General features: G+C 32.0%; 15 protein-coding genes. 8 read left to right on the top strand and 7 right to left on the bottom strand.

Annotated elements, in window-relative coordinates:
• Positions 1 to 939: 939 nt before the first annotated feature.
• Entirely contained in the window at positions 940 to 1,674 is a 735-nt protein-coding gene (locus DK508_RS08460) for a LytTR family DNA-binding domain-containing protein (RefSeq protein WP_160114613.1), read from the bottom strand.
• A 343-nt stretch (positions 1,675 to 2,017) separates the two neighbouring features.
• Positions 2,018 to 2,416, bottom strand: coding sequence for a BLUF domain-containing protein (locus DK508_RS08455; RefSeq protein ID WP_109300307.1), 399 nt, complete (start codon positions 2,414 to 2,416; stop codon positions 2,018 to 2,020).
• Positions 2,417 to 2,593: 177 nt separating this feature from the next.
• On the opposite strand from DK508_RS08455, the gene DK508_RS08450 reads away from it, so the two are divergent.
• Together DK508_RS08450 and DK508_RS08445 are read left to right on the top strand one after the other, a co-directional pair.
• Positions 2,594 to 3,088, top strand: a complete 495-nt coding sequence (locus tag DK508_RS08450) for an RNA polymerase sigma factor (RefSeq protein WP_109300306.1) — start codon at positions 2,594 to 2,596, stop codon at positions 3,086 to 3,088.
• A 6-nt stretch (positions 3,089 to 3,094) separates the two neighbouring features.
• The gene (locus DK508_RS08445) at positions 3,095 to 3,724 is read left to right on the top strand and encodes a hypothetical protein (protein ID WP_109300305.1); all 630 of its coding nucleotides are present in this window, start codon (positions 3,095 to 3,097) and stop codon (positions 3,722 to 3,724) included.
• Here the strand turns inward: DK508_RS08445 and DK508_RS08440 are convergent, their stop codons facing one another.
• Positions 3,725 to 4,909, bottom strand: a complete 1,185-nt coding sequence (locus DK508_RS08440) for an LETM1-related biofilm-associated protein (protein ID WP_109300304.1) — start codon at positions 4,907 to 4,909, stop codon at positions 3,725 to 3,727.
• 159 nt (positions 4,910 to 5,068) lie between these two features.
• On the opposite strand from DK508_RS08440, the gene DK508_RS21530 reads away from it, so the two are divergent.
• The 5 genes from DK508_RS21530 (at position 5,069) to DK508_RS08415 (ending at position 10,213) form a co-directional block, all read left to right on the top strand.
• Positions 5,069 to 5,752, top strand: a complete 684-nt coding sequence (locus DK508_RS21530) for a DUF4331 family protein (protein ID WP_370443832.1) — start codon at positions 5,069 to 5,071, stop codon at positions 5,750 to 5,752.
• Positions 5,753 to 5,777: 25 nt separating this feature from the next.
• Positions 5,778 to 6,386 carry a DUF4331 family protein gene (locus DK508_RS21525; RefSeq protein WP_109300303.1) on the top strand — a complete coding sequence of 203 codons (609 nt, stop codon included), beginning with the start codon at positions 5,778 to 5,780 and terminating at the stop codon, positions 6,384 to 6,386.
• Positions 6,387 to 6,501: 115 nt separating this feature from the next.
• Positions 6,502 to 7,791 carry a hypothetical protein gene (locus DK508_RS08425; RefSeq protein ID WP_160114612.1) on the top strand — a complete coding sequence of 430 codons (1,290 nt, stop codon included), beginning with the start codon at positions 6,502 to 6,504 and terminating at the stop codon, positions 7,789 to 7,791.
• Between the two features lie 17 nt (positions 7,792 to 7,808).
• Positions 7,809 to 8,834 (top strand): hypothetical protein, encoded by a 1,026-nt coding sequence (locus DK508_RS08420; RefSeq protein ID WP_160114611.1) that lies wholly within the window; start codon positions 7,809 to 7,811, stop codon positions 8,832 to 8,834.
• A gap of 224 nt (positions 8,835 to 9,058) precedes the next feature.
• Positions 9,059 to 10,213, top strand: a complete 1,155-nt coding sequence (locus tag DK508_RS08415; RefSeq protein WP_160114610.1) for a hypothetical protein — start codon at positions 9,059 to 9,061, stop codon at positions 10,211 to 10,213.
• A 60-nt stretch (positions 10,214 to 10,273) separates the two neighbouring features.
• Here the strand turns inward: DK508_RS08415 and DK508_RS08410 are convergent, their stop codons facing one another.
• The 4 genes from DK508_RS08410 to DK508_RS08395 form a co-directional block, all read right to left on the bottom strand.
• Positions 10,274 to 11,068: an anti-sigma factor domain-containing protein gene (locus DK508_RS08410; protein WP_109300299.1), complete on the bottom strand. Its 795-nt coding sequence runs from the start codon at positions 11,066 to 11,068 to the stop codon at positions 10,274 to 10,276.
• 7 nt (positions 11,069 to 11,075) lie between these two features.
• Positions 11,076 to 11,606, bottom strand: a complete 531-nt coding sequence (locus DK508_RS08405) for an RNA polymerase sigma factor (protein WP_109300298.1) — start codon at positions 11,604 to 11,606, stop codon at positions 11,076 to 11,078.
• A gap of 104 nt (positions 11,607 to 11,710) precedes the next feature.
• Positions 11,711 to 12,301 carry a superoxide dismutase family protein gene (locus DK508_RS08400; RefSeq protein ID WP_109300297.1) on the bottom strand — a complete coding sequence of 197 codons (591 nt, stop codon included), beginning with the start codon at positions 12,299 to 12,301 and terminating at the stop codon, positions 11,711 to 11,713.
• A 116-nt stretch (positions 12,302 to 12,417) separates the two neighbouring features.
• Entirely contained in the window at positions 12,418 to 12,900 is a 483-nt protein-coding gene (locus DK508_RS08395) for a YdeI/OmpD-associated family protein (protein WP_109300296.1), read from the bottom strand.
• Between the two features lie 412 nt (positions 12,901 to 13,312).
• On the opposite strand from DK508_RS08395, the gene DK508_RS08390 reads away from it, so the two are divergent.
• Entirely contained in the window at positions 13,313 to 16,540 is a 3,228-nt protein-coding gene (locus DK508_RS08390; protein WP_109300295.1) for a M36 family metallopeptidase, read from the top strand.
• Positions 16,541 to 16,554 lie beyond the last annotated feature (14 nt).

Genomic DNA, 16,554 nt, shown 5'->3' with positions numbered 1-16,554 from the left:
ATTTAATGATTTTGAAGAATTATCATAATCATAATTTTATGGTTTTCGAGTAATGTTTTTCTGCTTTGTTGATACAAATACAAGAAGTCTTTATTAAAAAACAAATATTAATACTGTTATACCATACTTATATTATGGTTATAATGTATTTATGATACTTAAAGAGATCTTGCTAAAGCTTAAAAAAAGCAATATAATAATTGTAATTACTTAAAAAATAGAGTAAAACAACCAGATAATAATTTACTTTTTGTAAAAATGATATTAATATTCAACTTAGTATTAGCGAAATCTTAACGTATTTATCGCAGCCTCAAAAAGAAATTAAAAGTTCTTTTTTACTTCGTCATAATGAAATAAGATTAAGTCCAAATCTAGAAACTTGTCAAACCTAAAATGTTTTATTATGAAAAAAATCATACTATCTTATTGCTTCGGTATTAACCGCACTTGAAACGGATGTATTAGCAACGACTAACGCACCGCTGTATACAGATACATCAGAATAGATAATTATAAACTACAATATACTATTGGTATTACAATGGTTTATGCAAAATAGGTAGTTTGTTATAAGAGTAGGGGTTGATATGTGTCAACTTTATAACCTTAAAGAATACCAGATAATCATAAAAGTAATTAATCATGAAAAGGATGGATGGATATGTTATATTTCTTGTTATACTGTCATTAACTACAGTGATTATAGTAACGAGTTAGGACATTATTAAAATTGGAATATGAGTTTTGGAACTCAGGATAATGTTGTACATGTTTTAGTTAAAAAAATCAATCTGAAATATTGAGTTCTTATACTTTATAAGAAAAGCTATTAATATCAATGGCATTGATAAACAGTACAACGATTGTGTGTGATTTATTTTTGAGTTCGATTGAGTAGTAAAACCGTTATCATTTTTGATAATGGTTTTATTCTTTTTATTGAAGTATGAGTTTTAGAAAATTTGTTTTTTTCGATCTAGAGACAGTAAGAATATCTCCATTTGTCATTAAAACCTGCGGTAGTTTCGTTTTAATAATAGTATTGATATAATTTAAGTTAATAATATAGGATTGATGTATTCTATAGAACTCTTTGTTATTGATTAATAGTTGCTCAAAGCTTTTTAGTGTTTTAGAAACACACATAGATTTTTTATCGATTATGTGAATGTGGGAATAATTTATATCTGCCTCTATGTATAGAATATCCTGAGTAGGAATCATTTGTATCTGCTTTTCTTGAGGTACGGCTATTCTTTTTTTTGGAGTTGTTCTTTGTATATTGGTTAATACTTTCTGCAATTCTATAGCTCTGGATCGATTAACATAGGCTGTATTGATGCAAAATCGTAGTTGAGTGTAATCTATGGGTTTTATTAAATAGGATAGTTTGTTTTGTTCAAGAAAATCAATAGTAAGCGGGCATTGGGGTATAATAAATATGCAGTCAATAACATTTTTCTTCACTATTTTTAAGAAATTTGCTAAATCATCTATACCTACAGCAATATCTACTATGATTACATCTGGTTTCGTTTTTTTTAGTATTTCTTCAGTTTTAAGGTAAGAATCAGATTTTTCACAAGCTGTTATATAAAAGAAATGAGTTTGTAAAAACTCCTCAATTTTATCAAGTAAATTTTTATCGCTTCCAATTAGAAAACATCTCATTTTATCGAGTTTAATGATTACATAAAAATGCATTAATCCCTATAAAAGAGAAGTCATAACAATGTGTTTGGATGCTGCATCAAGACTAAAAAGGTGACATCGTACTACTACTACTACTACTACTGAAGAGCGGAGGTATATTCATAAGAATAAGGGGCAGTACTCTTTAATAATTATTTGCTTAGTTACAAGCAAACAATTAAATGTAAGAAAAAAGTGTGATTAATAATTCATCAAGATCAAATAAATTATCAGGCGGTTGTTTAATATTTATTTTTTTAAATAACAATACGATAATAAACTACTCATGACATCAATTTTAGCAGAGATATGATTTTTCTAGTTAAGATATAAATTCTTCAAGGATAAGTCTTGCCATGTTATGATCAATACTATTTTTGTGTGCTTCTATTGTATTTTTTTTTAAAATTTGGTTTATTTCTTTTAAAGAGGTTTTCTTTAAAAGCATTTCCCAATTTTCATATTTTCTTGATTCAATTTTCCCTGTTTCTAATAATTTTATAGAAGTATGTCTATGATCTTTTATTATTTTTTGATAAAGTATATCTATGCTTTTTTCTGGCCCTTCTATATACTGCAAAAAAATCTCATCAATACGTAATAAAATACCTGAAATTTTGTGTGTTTTATTATAACGTCGAGCTGCAATAATCAGGTCATTAAATTCAATATTTGATAGACCAATTGAAACATTACTAATGTAAAGAGCAAATTTTATCATATCGTTTTAGAAATGAGGGGTACATAAAATTATACTCAAATATAACAGATATAAAGAACAAATGTTCTGCTGCAACCATTTAATTTTCAGGTCATTTGAAGGAAAAGTTATAAAACTTTTTTATTAGATTGTAACAGAAATGCTTTCTTGACTACCTATAAGATGTAACTGACCGAAGTGAATAAAGAATTAGAACATAGTTTTGTAACGAATCTTGAGCAAAATCAGAATATTGTGCACAAGGTGTGCCGTATTTATACAAGTAATCAGGATGCCCATAATGATTTGTTTCAAGAAATAACTATTCAGCTTTGGAAAGCTTATCCTAAGTTTAGAGGAGATGCTAAGTTTAGTACCTGGATGTATAGAGTGGCTTTAAATACTGCCATTACTTTATATCGTAAATCTAAAAGAAGTATTAAGACTTCGGATCTTGATACTATGAATTTTAAGATAAAAGCCGAGGAATATGATGATGAGGTGGAGCAGCAACTTAAATTGATGTACACAGCGGTAAAACAATTAAATGATATCGAAAAAGCATTAGTTTTTTTATATCTCGAAGATAAGTCCTATAGAGAAATTGCAGATACAATGGGTATAAGTGAAGTAAATGCAAGGGTAAAAATGAATCGAGTTAAGACAAAATTGAAAAAAATATTAAATCCCTGACCCCATATGGATGAATTAGAATTATTAAAGCAGGATTGGAAGAAGCAAAATGAGGGGCTTCCAAAGCTATCGTACAACGAGATTTACCAGATGATTTTGAAAAAATCTTCATCAATGGTAAAATGGATTTTCATTATAAGTTTATTAGAGTTTGCTCTTTGGATATTTTTGGATATTGCCTTAAGATTAAATGGCTTTGCAGGAGAAGAAGTACTTGAAGAAGCTAATATAAAAAGTATTACAGTTATATTATCAGTTCTTTATTATTCGATTATAGTGTTTTTTATCGTGAGATTTTATTTGAATTATAAAAAAATTCAAACAACAGATTCTGCCAAAGTGTTGATGAAAAATATATTGAAAACTAGAAAGACAGTAAAGTATTATGTTTGGTTCAATATTGGTTTCTTTATGGTAACATTGGTCTCTCTAATAACATATTTAGCATTTTTTACAACATTTTACCAACAGCAAGGGGACCTAGAGGCTGTTCCTATTAAGGTAATTGTTATTTCTGCAATACTATCTGGATTGGTTTTTGTAGGTTTTATAGCTTTATTTTATAGACTAATCTATGGTATCCTAACGCGTAGATTAAAAAGAAACTATACCGAGTTAGAAAAGTTAGAAGTGTAATTATTTATTCTCATTAAAAGCTGAAGGTAAAAGCTGCGGGATAAATTTCACTAATAAAGGGAGTAATAAACTTCCTCCCGGCAGGATAAAAATGGCAAGTGATGGTATTGTTTTACAGATATCTAATAGTTGTTGTTTTACTTGTTGCTTTTCATCTTTAGATAGATCTCTTACAGCCGATTGTCCAAGCAGTATCATAAGTTCTTTACTTTCGGTGATTTCTTTGATCAAACGTTTTTTGTTTCTTAATACCAATACGCTAACTGTTCTCGAAGTTTGCTGATAAAAATGCAAAGCAGGGTGAGAATAATTGAAAAAAGCAATATCCTCTTTATGCTCATTAATGAACTTTTGAACCAGATCTATTGATTCCTTAACAGTATCATTTTTTAATTCTAATTCGGCTCCAAGAGCTGTCATAAAAATTTGCTCTCCTTTATCTAGTTTTTGATCATTCCAAACGGCTAAACTAGTGAGGTCCAAAATATATCTTTTTTCAATTTCATCAGTATAGCTGTCAAAATCGATAAAATCAAAACTGGCTTCTTCTTCTGTCGAAATATTGGTATAACGTACAGATGAAGCAAATAGTTTTACCAAAAGTTGATCATAATCATCCTGTTTTTCTTTAGAATTTAAGGCTAGAAAAACAGTGTTTGTTAATGTCTCCTCTAATTTTGCCGCATATTTAAAGGGATTTTTGTCATGAATGAGGTAATAATCAAAAGCTAGTACATCTATAAATAATAATGCATTGGTTAATAGATGACTAAAGTTTTTCTTGAAAATAGATTCATTTGTTTGAATACGGGCATGAATGATCTTTTCTAACTTTTCGGTTTTATTAGTGGTCAACACATTGCCAAAAGAAAAAATAGATTTTTTAGTATCTAAAAAGTCGTAATACTGCAATAATGCTTCGATACAGTCTTTTTTGTTGGCATTTTCGATAGTATCATAATAAGTAATAACCAACCCAGTAAGTAAATTGATTTTCGTTTTTTCTTCTTCAGAGTGAGTAATATCCGAATCATTAGAAATAATGGTACTTATAGAAGTACCATAAATAAACCCCACTTTTCTAAGGTCAGAGTACAGTTCATCCATTGACCATTGCGCCAAACTGGGATTATTATCTAAATCCCTAAGAAATTTTTCTATCCAACCAGAAGTTGAAGGATTCATTGGTTACAGGTTTAATACAAAGTTAGTTTTATTTTTTTCTATAGGTAACGTATACGTTATGAAGTCTATGATTTTGTTTAACAAATTTTTAACAAATCAAAGAAAACCGGAATAACATTAGCCTCGTATGTATGGATGTAAACTTTTAAAATTAAAAAAATGTACAGTATTAAAAAAACAAACTTATTTATTATCGGAGGGCTGCTTTCTATAGGGGCCGTGCTTATGGCGGCTGATCATTTGGATGCACCCGCAGTAATGGGTACTACTGCAGATATAACTGATTTTTATGCTTTTGAGGGAGCAAATCAAGACAATACAGTCTTTGTAGCCAATGTGCAGAGTTCTTTAGCTCCGGCTGGAGATTCGGCAACTTTTGACGAAAATGTATTGGTAGAGGTTAATATTGATAATGATGGAGATTTGGTAGAAGATCTTATTATTCAGGCAATACCAAGAAATGGTATCATGTATTTTTTTGGGCCATATGCACCTTCTCAAACTGGTTTGAATAGTGTTATTAATGAAGAAGCACAGTATTTGGGCCAGGTAGAAATCAGTACAGGACCAGCTGCAATTACTTCTTCTTCGAACGGAATTTCATATTTCGCTGGATTAAGAGAAGATCCATTCTTTTTTGATTTCACTCAGTTTAATGCAGTGATAGGAGGAATGGCTCCGAACGGATTTAATAACCCTGGAAATGACGATTTTGATGGTACAAATGTACTTTCAATAGTAATAGAGGTTCCGAATTCTTTCTTAGGAGGAACATTTAGTCATCCAGCAGGAACGGGAGTAGAGGTGTTCAACACCTGGGTAGAAGCAAAAAGAAAACAATAATTAAAAATTTTCAAAAACAGACATTATGAAATTTAATAATATAAAACATATAGTAGCATCTTTATTTCTAACAATAGGACTAGTAAGCTGCAATAATGATGACGAAGGAGTAGGACCAGTAGTGCCTTCGATAGATTTTTCAGGAACTTTTGCACAACAAGATCAAATGGGACGACCTGGGATTAATACAGTGCTAAGTGGAACTTCGGAGATTAAAAATAATTTTAATGTTACTATTCCATCAGAACAAGGAGCAACATTCCAGCCATTATTTTTAGATCAAGCTGTAGCATTACATGATGCTTTTGGAACCACTTATGAGACTAATATTTTAGGATTAGATGCGCCTACATTAACTACTATCCTGGCATCAGATGTATTGCAAGTGGCTCCTAATGCGCCCACTACTTATTTTGATGGTACTAATGTATTAACTGGTAGAACGTTGACAGATGATGTGATCGATGTTTCATTAATATTAATATTTGGTGGTGAAAACGGAGATCGATTTAACGGACAAGATCTTGATAATGATGGTACACCTGATTTACCGATTCTGGTAACTGATGGTGTTAGCAATGCTGGAGAAACTCCTCTTAATGTATTTCCATATTTAGAAGTACCTCATAGCTAATATGTAGTTGTAAGTGTTAAATATTTATCCTGAGCTTGTTGTAGTCCAACTGGTTCTATGATCAAAAACTTCAACAAGTTCAGAATAGAATCATATAAAAAAACAAAATAAACAAATGAAAATAAGTAATATAATATGTGTTTTAATGATCGGGTTGATCATTACTTCGTGCAATAGGGAAAAGAGCGATATTATAAATCCTAAGGATTATAATGTATATCTCGACACTAATGAAAATACAACTTTGCAAAACTCTAATTTAAGATTACAGTTTTGGAACAAAAAAATAAAAGAAGATAGTCTTCAAATTATGGCGATGGCCAATGCAGCTCAGGAGTATTCATTACTATTTCGAGTAAATGGGGATATTTCGAATGTAAAGAAAGCCGAACAATTACTTACCAAAACAGTGGATATTGCCGCTATTAAGAAAGAAGGATATCTGTTAACATTGGCTCAAAATTACATTTCTCAGCATCGATTTAAAGAAGCCAAAAATATAGCTTTTGGAGCTTATGTCTTGAACCCTGATATAAGTGCAAAAATGGTACTATTTGATGTATCTATGGAGTTAGGGGAATATCAAAAAGCAGAGGAGTACCTTAATGAAATTGCAGATCAAAATAATTATAATTTTTTAATTCGATTGGCTAAATGGAATGATTACAAAGGTAATCTGGATGCTACTATACGAAATATGGAAAAGGCGAAAATAATAGCAGAACAAAGTAAAAAGGTTGGATTAATGCTATGGTCGTATACCAATCTTGCTGATTATTATGGGCATGCAGGAAGGATTCAGGATTCGTACGAGCATTATTTGAAGGCGTTACAAATAGATCCTTCTAATGCATACGCAAAAAAAGGAATCGCATGGATTGCGTATTCGCATGAAAAGAATTCTGAAGAAGCCTTACGGATTATCAATAAGGTTTTGAAAACGTATCAAAGTCCAGATTACTTTTTGTTTAAAGCCGAGATCGTAGGTTTTCAGGATAATAAAAAAGCAAAAAGAACGAATATAGAAGGATACCTTGAATCTGTTAAGGACAAAAGATATGGGGAAATGTATAATGTGCACAATGCATTATTACTAGCCGAAGAATATCAAGATTATGATAAAGCCTTACAAATAGCAGAAAAAGAAATTGCTAATAGACCAACTCCACAATCCTATGATCTCAAGGCATATATATTAAACTTAAAAGGGTCATATAAAGAAGCTCTTCATATTGCTAATACTTATGTGGTAGATCAAACTTTTGAACCTACAGCACATTTGCATATGGCACAGATCTTTAAATCAAATGAATTAGCCGAAAGAGTAACAGGTTTAAAAGAAGAGCTATTAGAAAGCGCCTATGAATTGGGACCAGTTACTTATCAGGAGATTAAAAGTCTATAAGCGTAAAAGTGTTGTTTATGAAGTCTTTTTGTCTAAATATATTATTACTATGTAGTGGTATCGTAAATGCACAGTTTCTCGAAAAGGAATATGAGTTCTTTAGTCATATTTCACAAGAATTGTACGAAGAAAAAGATCCGATTGTTTATGCCAGTATTCACAACTATTCTTATTACTCAGAAATATTAACAGTGGATCAAAATGATTTACCTACAGGGGTTTTCTTTGAATATGATACAAATATTTCTGGATCTTTTTATAAAACTTTTGAGAATGATTACTTCAAATTGAGTAGTCATTTTAGAATAGATTACTTGCAGTATTTTGAAGATCATATTGAACAATCTAACTATAAAAATGTATGGACTTTGGGATTTAAAAGTGCATATATGATTAACAATAAGGTTCACCTTTTTTTTAATGGTAGGATAGGATATAATAATAGGGGTCAAATAGAGCAACTTACAGATGATAGAGCAAAATTACCCAAAGCATATGGATTAGATGTTGGCTTGACTTGGACACCAAATTCAAAACTTTCTATTGCAACTTCTTTATGGAGTTTTAATCTAAGTAAGAGTTTTATTTATGTAGATGATGAAGGAATAGTCAATTCAGATAGCAAGAGTGAAAGAGTAGGAGTAGATTTAGAAACAGAATATAAGTTAACTGATGATTTAATAGTAAGATCAAATCTTACATATGCCTATGATCAAAACGGTGCAAATAACAATTTGGAGTTGAGTAATGAAGGAGTTTTAGAAGTTATTTTGTCAAAGAATGTTTCTGGGACTTTTGGGTATAGATATTCGTATCAAAATGATATGAATAAAAGTAGTATGGTTGGTGATATTGGTGTTAATTATGAATTATCCAATTTTAGGTTAGAAATAGGAATACAGAATATTTTTAATGATACTTGGTATGAACCAGAGTTTGCAACAGCTTTGCGATTGGCAAGTGATCTAGAAACAGAAAAAGGGAATTATTTTGTGCCAGATGATACTCTTTTTTTTGGAGCATCTGTGACCTATAATTTTTAAGATTGATTTTTGTTTTTTTTGATGTTTAAAAAGCTTGTCTGCAGGGGCGCAGACGGGCTTTTTTTGCCTTACAAACTTTAGTTGGTTTTTGGGTAATCATGAAGATAGTCGAGTTTATTTTACTTACGTCGGTTTTACAATGTATTACCGTTTTTAAACCATTGTTTTTTTATAATTTTGTTTACTCAGGGGAGAAAATTATCAACTTTAACCAATTCATTAATATGAAAAAAAATTACTTAGTATTACGTTATTCATTTATTGCATTATTATTAGTTTTTGCTTCTTGTAGCAAAGATGAAGAAAATGAACTTACTGCAGATCCAATAGAAGCGATTGCAGAATCTGATTTTGTAGAAAATGATGGTTCCATGGGATTATCAAAAGCCGAAGGCGGAGAAACGGAAGAAGAAAATGCTCCAGAAGAATTCGAAGGAAAAACATACTGGAACTATGATTATACTTTATTAAAGCCTTCAGAATTATCTTCGGAAGATGTGAAAACTCGTGCTTGTGGAGAAACTAAAATCATGCCTTTATTGGTTGGTTCTTACAAGAAAAGAGTAGGTAGAGTAGAAGTGTCTAATGACGATGAAAACTTGTACCTAACATTTAGAGCAAATAAATCTAGGTATATGAAAAAAGTATATCTTTATATTGGAGAAAAAGGGCAAGTGCCTTTCTATTCTAATGGTTTTCCAAACCTTCGTAAATTTAACTTCAAAGCTTTTCCATATTACTACGGAGGATCTAAAAAAGCGACTTACGTTATTCCATTATCTTCTATTAACTTAGATTGTTTTGAAATAGTAGCTTATTCAAAAATTTATGATAAAAATAGTAGTTGTTTTTATTCTGCTTTTGCTTACAATAAAAGCCGTACACAACGTTATAACTATTCTTACTATTCAGGATGTTATTACTACCAAGATTGGGTAAGATCTTTTGAATATTGTACGCAAAAATGTGAAGCTGAGTGTGTTCAGGCATATGGTTTCCATGAAGAATGTGGTTTTTGTGAGAATGATGTATTTAATACATTCTTAGCATATACCTTTATAAATAGTCGTGGAGAAACAGGTGTAGATATTGAGCTTATTACCGATGTTAACGGATGTGATATCTCTGGTAGTACTGAAGTTGGTCACATTAATGTATCGGCTGTAAGTGACACTAAACTAAAAATAAAGTATCAGGTAGAAGCGGGTTATGAAATGTGTGAATTAAGTTTTAGTTATGGAACGGGTAGATTTAATACACCAAATAACTATTCTGAGCAATTTGATACGCCTACTACATCTTTTAGTTTTGAAATAGATAGACTTGCTGGAGCAAATATCTATATGAATAGTGGAGCTCAAATTACGGAGGCGAACTAAGAAGATTTACTTTAGATAAAATATTGAAGGAGCTAGGATTTAATTCTTAGTTCCTTTTTTTTATGATGTTACCGTACCTAAAGTGTATAACATTTCTAATGTTGGGGAGTCACTTCCTCCTTCTGGCTCAAGAGTAATTCCAAAAGCTTCAGAATCATTTGGATTGGCTAGAGAAAAGATTTTGTGATCATTTTCATTAAATGTATCTAAAGTTCCTAAACTTGTTGGAGTAAGAGGACTTAACTTTAGAGACCATACTTGATATACTTTCCCTGGGGGTGGGGTTGGTAAGCCAGCAACATCAATATATGTTTTTTCATTTTCTTTATCCCAGTATACAGCGGCGTATGCATTTGGATCTACTTGTTGTGCTTGTAAAGGAATTTGAAGAATATCTTTATTTCTTAAAACACTCAAAATAGTTTTAGCAGTATTAAGATCTTCCTCTGCTACATTAATTTTTCCTTCTAGTAATTGTTGTTCTATTTGGTTTTTGACTATTTTTTCTCTTAATACTCTGTTCTTGTTTAATTGATTAAATAACCCAATTAGCAGAGCAATTGATGCAGCCCACCCAATATAGGTCGTCCAATTAGTACGTTTACGATGAATAGGAATGACAGGATCACTATCAGTTTGTATTTTGTTTTCAATTTTAGAAAAAAGATCATGAGTATCTTCTGGCGCTACAGCTCCGGATAATTGTTGTAGAGATTTTTCGATGCGTTCTACCTCGGCAATAGCTTCAGGGTATTTTTGTAGTACTAGGTATACTTCAGCATTCTCCTTTTCAGAAAGAGAACCATAAACATAAAGTTCTAAAATACCAGATGCTATGTATGCTTTAATATCCATGTACTACTTATATTTCTAATACTTGTTTTAGTTTATCAATACAAATTCTATTCCTTGTTTTTACTGTTCCTAAAGGAATATCTAACTCTTCTGCTGTTTCCTTTTGTGTAAAACCTTTAAAAAACAATAGATCGATTATCTTTTTACACAATGGTTCTAATGTGGTAATATATTTTTTGATTCCAATACTATCTATTTTACTAGAGAAATTAGTTTTGTCTTCTAATATATCTACGAAATAATCGATAGTAAGGTTTTGTGAAGTGTTCTTAAAATTTTTGGATCGTGTTTTATCGATCGCTGCATTACGGGCGATATTAAGAATCCATGTAAAAAACCTTCCTTTTTTTTCAGAATACGAATTAGAATTATTCCATATTTTTATGAATACATCTTGCACAACTTCTTCTGATAAAGTTTCATCTTTAAGAATGTTAAATACAATCCCATATACATTTGCAGAATACATATCATAGATACTTTTTAAAGCAGCTTGATTTTTGTTTTGTAACGCTATGATTAATTCTGTTGGTTGCATTTAAAATATTGATCTGCAAGAATAGTGGGTAAGTGTATTGTTTTAATATTTAAAATAACAAGAGGTTGCTTTAACAACCTCTTGTTATTTTGATTATGTTCTAATTATTGAATAATACCTCCGCAACTTACACGACTACCGGCAGCACCAGAAGGTTGAGAGGTAAAGTCATCAACACCTTGATGTACTATAATTGCTTTACCAAGAATATTTTTTTTGTCATCATCACAACCTATACACCAATCAGTGGTGGCAAAATTAATACTACCATTTCCATCTGTATCGGCTTTAAAATTTCCAATATCTCCTTTATGATACCCTTCTTTTGCTCCCCATTTTCCATGAGGTTCCATAGTAGGGTTCCAATGTCCGCCAGTTGATTTTCCATCAGCAGATGAACAATCTGCCTTTTCATGTATATGTATTGCATGTTCACCTTCGGTAAGTCCTGTTAATTCTGCGATCATGTTTACAAGTCCTTCGGATTCTATAAAAGTAACTTTACCAGACACGTTACTTTCACTTTTAGATTCTAGGTTAAATGTTATTGTCTTTGTAATATCTTCTTCTTTTTTTGAAGTAGTTTCTACAGTTTCTGTATTATTTTCCTGATCTGTAGCTTCTTTTTTTTCTCCTTTACAGCTAAAAATACTGATAGATAGAAGGGTAAGAACTACCAATTGTAACGTTTTCATGGTTTTATGATTTGTATGTTCGTTTGTAAACGTAAGATAATGTAGTTTTAGTTTATGGCAAAGAATTTAAGCATGAAATCTTACTAGCTTGCGAGTGGCGCACCGTATACAGAACGTTATCTCTTTTGTATTAATTCTTTATGATCCCTAATTCCCAACTTTAAATTTTCTGTAATTAGTAGAGAACGATCAATTCTGGTTTGTGAGTTTTTAATTTTTAGAATGTAATAAATTAGACTTCGTTTTTTTCCATCAGTTAGAGATTCAAAAATATCAAAACCTTGAGGATCACTTTGTAGAACTGCCTCGAATTCTTCAGGCATTTCTACACCATATTTTGAGGTGTCTTCAAATAATTCAACTTTAAAGTAATCTGAAGGAAAAACACCGATACTTTTTTGGTTGGCTTTATTAAATGTAATATGGTGCTTATTATGATACTTTTGTAAGGCAGCATGAAATCTTACAGACTTGTTTTTGAACGTAATTTCGGTAATTACTCGTTTATATCTCAGTTGTAAATAATGTTGAGCAATATGTTCCGGAACAATAATACTATGATTAGAATTAAGTGAAGTTTCGAAAGTTAAAGTCTTCATTAGGTTGTATTTATGAGATTAAACGACAAATATGCTTTTTTTATAATAAGAATATCTTGTTTAGGGTTTGATAGGTTTTGTTAATCAAAACAACTCTTTTATAGCCCGAATTCGCGAATTAAATTAAAAAAACAAAATAAATATCGACACTTTTACCGTAATCTTAAAAAGGTATTTTTATTTTTTGTGTTTTACGGGTTTATGGCTAGACAAGATATCAATTTTTGTTTAACTCAGTATTTATAATACCTAGGGGCTCAGTAGACTTTAAAATAGCTGATTTAACATATGTGTTGCAATAAAATCAATATAAATGTTAATTTATGATAATTTAGTATGTGTTTGATAGTAATAGTAATAAAACCTTTAAAAATCCTTAATTTTGCTATACACAAACTCAAAACTTATTTTTATGAAAAAAGTCTACTCGTTTGTCATTCTATTTTTTCTAATAGGGCAAACAACTTTTGCACAGGACTTCAATGGTGTGGTCCAAAATCATTTAAGCGATGCGGTGTCAGTTTCTTCAAAATCCGCAAACACCATTAACGATTATTCTGGATGGAAGATTACCGACGAAGTTCCTTCGTTGAAAGACGGTCTTACACATGTTTATCTAAGGCAGATGTATAACAACATTCCGATTATGGATGGTAGTTATAAGTTATCTGTAGAAAATAATCAGGTAACCTATACCATAGATCAGTTTATTACCGAATTAAATACTAAAATTTCTTCGGTTAAATCGTCTATTACACCAGAAATGGCAATTAGAACGGTATTGAGCAAGCACAAATTAGCCGCTGCCAAAAACCTTTCTAGAACAGTAGGAAAATCTAAACTAGGTGATGTCTTGGTTTATAAAAATTCAGGAGTCACTATTGATGATCAACCAATTAAGGTTCAGCAAGTTTATAGGTTGCACAAAGGCCAATTAAGACTTTCTTGGAACGTTAGTATCTATCAGCAAGACGGACAACACTGGTGGGTTAGTGATGTTGATGCCGAAACTAACAGTGTGATTCATGAAGAAGATCATGTAATTAGCTGTAATTTTGATGCACCTGATCACAAGAATCATGGACACAGTGAATCTGTACTTTTCGACACTAAAAAAGTAGGTCCGTTAACGAAAGCAGAATCTGCAGCTTTGGCACCAGATTCGTATAACGTATATGCAATGCCTGTAGAGAGTCCAATTCATGGAGGACGTTCTATTGTTACGAATCCTGCTAATGCAACAGCATCTCCTTTTGGATGGCATGATACTAATGGTGCTGCCGGAGCTGAGTTTACAACAACAAGAGGTAATAATGTAAGAGCACAAGATGATAGTAATGGTAATAACGGAACCGGTTTTTCTCCTGATGGAGGTTCTGGTTTGGATTTCGATTTTCCAGTTAACTTAAATCAAGCACCAAGCAATTATTTAAATGCTTCTATTACTAATTTATTCTATTGGAACAATATTATACACGATGTATTCTACCAATATGGTTTTGATGAAGCTAGTGGAAACTTCCAGGAAAACAATTATGGTAATGGAGGTGCAGGAAGTGATTCTGTAAATGCAGATGCGCAAGATGGTAGTGGTACTAATAATGCAAATTTTGCAACACCAGGTGATGGTAGTAATCCAAGAATGCAAATGTTCTTATGGAACCGTACTAATCCGGGAAGAGATGGATCTTTTGATAATGTAATTATTGTACATGAGTATGGTCATGGTATCTCTACTCGTTTGGTAGGAGGACCATCATCAAATGTACTTGGTGGATCTGAGCAAATGGGTGAAGGATGGTCTGACTATTTTGGATTAATGCTATCTATGAGAGCTGGTGATGTTGGAACTGATGGAAGAGGTGTAGGAGCTTATGTTCTTGGTCAAGCAACTGATGGAGCTGGTATTAGACCAACACGTTATTCTACCAACAGATCTATTAATGATACAGATTATGCGGATATAGGTGGATTGGCAAGACCTCATGGAGTTGGTTATGCTTTTGCAACTATCCTTTGGGATATGACATGGGCATTAATAGACCAAGAAGGTTTTGATGCAGATTTTTATAATGGAACAGGTGGGAACAATATTGCTATGGCTCTTGTTGTAGAAGGGTTGAAAAATACAGCAAACAACCCAGGATTTGTTTCTGGTCGTGACGGTATTTTACAAGCTGATCAAGATCTTTATGGAGGGCAGTATAACTGTATAATTTGGAAAGCATTTGCTGAAAGAGGAGTAGGACAAGGTGCCAACGAAAATAATAACGGGGGATCAAATGGTCAAACAGATCAAACGGTTTCTTTTGTAAACCCTTGTGATGATCCAGGACCAGGGCCAGGAAACTGCTCTGGAGATGTAGCTTCTTTCCCATTCGCAGAAAGTTTCGAAGTTAACCTTGGAGAGTGGTCAAATGCAACTACAGGAGATGATTTAGACTGGACAAGAGATTCTGGAGGTACACCTTCTAACGGAACAGGACCAAGTAGCGCAATAGATGGTAATACTTACCTTTATGTAGAGGCTTCAGGAAACGGAACGGGATATCCTAACAAAAGAGCAATTTTAAATTCTCCTTGTTTAAATTTTAGTGGATTAACTTCGCCTAGTCTTACTTTCCAATATCATATGGTAGGTAGCGCAATTGGAAACTTAGCCGTTGAAGCAAGAACAGATAATACAGGAACTTGGACTAGCGTATTTAGCAGAACGGGAGCACAAGGAAGTGACTGGAATGCTGCGGATATCGACCTTTCGGCTTATGCTGGAGAGGCTAGTGTTCAGTTAAGATTTAATACAGTTACAGGTAGTAGCTGGCAAGGTGATGTAACCATTGATGCAGTAAGTATTCAAGATGGTTCAGGAGGACCAGATCCAACATGTGATTCGTTAAACTTTAACGATTTCCAAATTGTAGGATTCTCTAATCAAGATTCTGCAGGAGATTTCTCTGTGGGAACTGGAGGAGCTTCATTAGCATTGACCAATAACACTTGGAAGTACATTGCACTAAATTACAATGTAACAGCAAGTACTGTTATAGAGTTTGATTTTAGTAGTACATCTCAAGGAGAGATTCATGCTGTTGGTTTTGAAAATGATAACAGTTTGACTTCTACGAGATACTTTAAGGTTCATGGTACTCAAAATTATGGAGTTACAAATTTTGATAACTATTCTAGTGGTACAACAACATATGTTATTCCGGTAGGTAATTTCTATACAGGTAGTATGGATAGACTTGTATTTATCAATGATAATGATGCAGGTTCTGGAAATAATTCTACATTCTCTAATGTAAAAATCTATGAGGGTTCTTGTGGTTCTTCTGCTGCTGTAGCTGCAGATTTTGGACCAACAACAGCATTGTTAGGTACTGAGGATGAAGATGGTTTCGCTACAATTAGAATAGCACCAAACCCATTAAAAAGAGGAGACTTGTTACAAGTGTTTATTCCAAATAAAGATATTTCCGATACTTCTTATTCTATTATTAACTTAATGGGGCAAGTAGTTGGAAAAGGGAAGCTTAATAGTAATGGTTCTATAAATGTGGATTTCTTGAGATCAGGCATGTATATGCTTAAAATTCAAAATTCGCAGAATAAAACTGTAGAACAATTTATTATTAACTAATTGATTTGTTGAGA

The organism is Aquimarina sp. AU474, from assembly GCF_900312815.1.
Taxonomy (GTDB): domain Bacteria; phylum Bacteroidota; class Bacteroidia; order Flavobacteriales; family Flavobacteriaceae; genus Aquimarina.
This window is presented reverse-complemented; position numbering and strand designations above follow the sequence as displayed.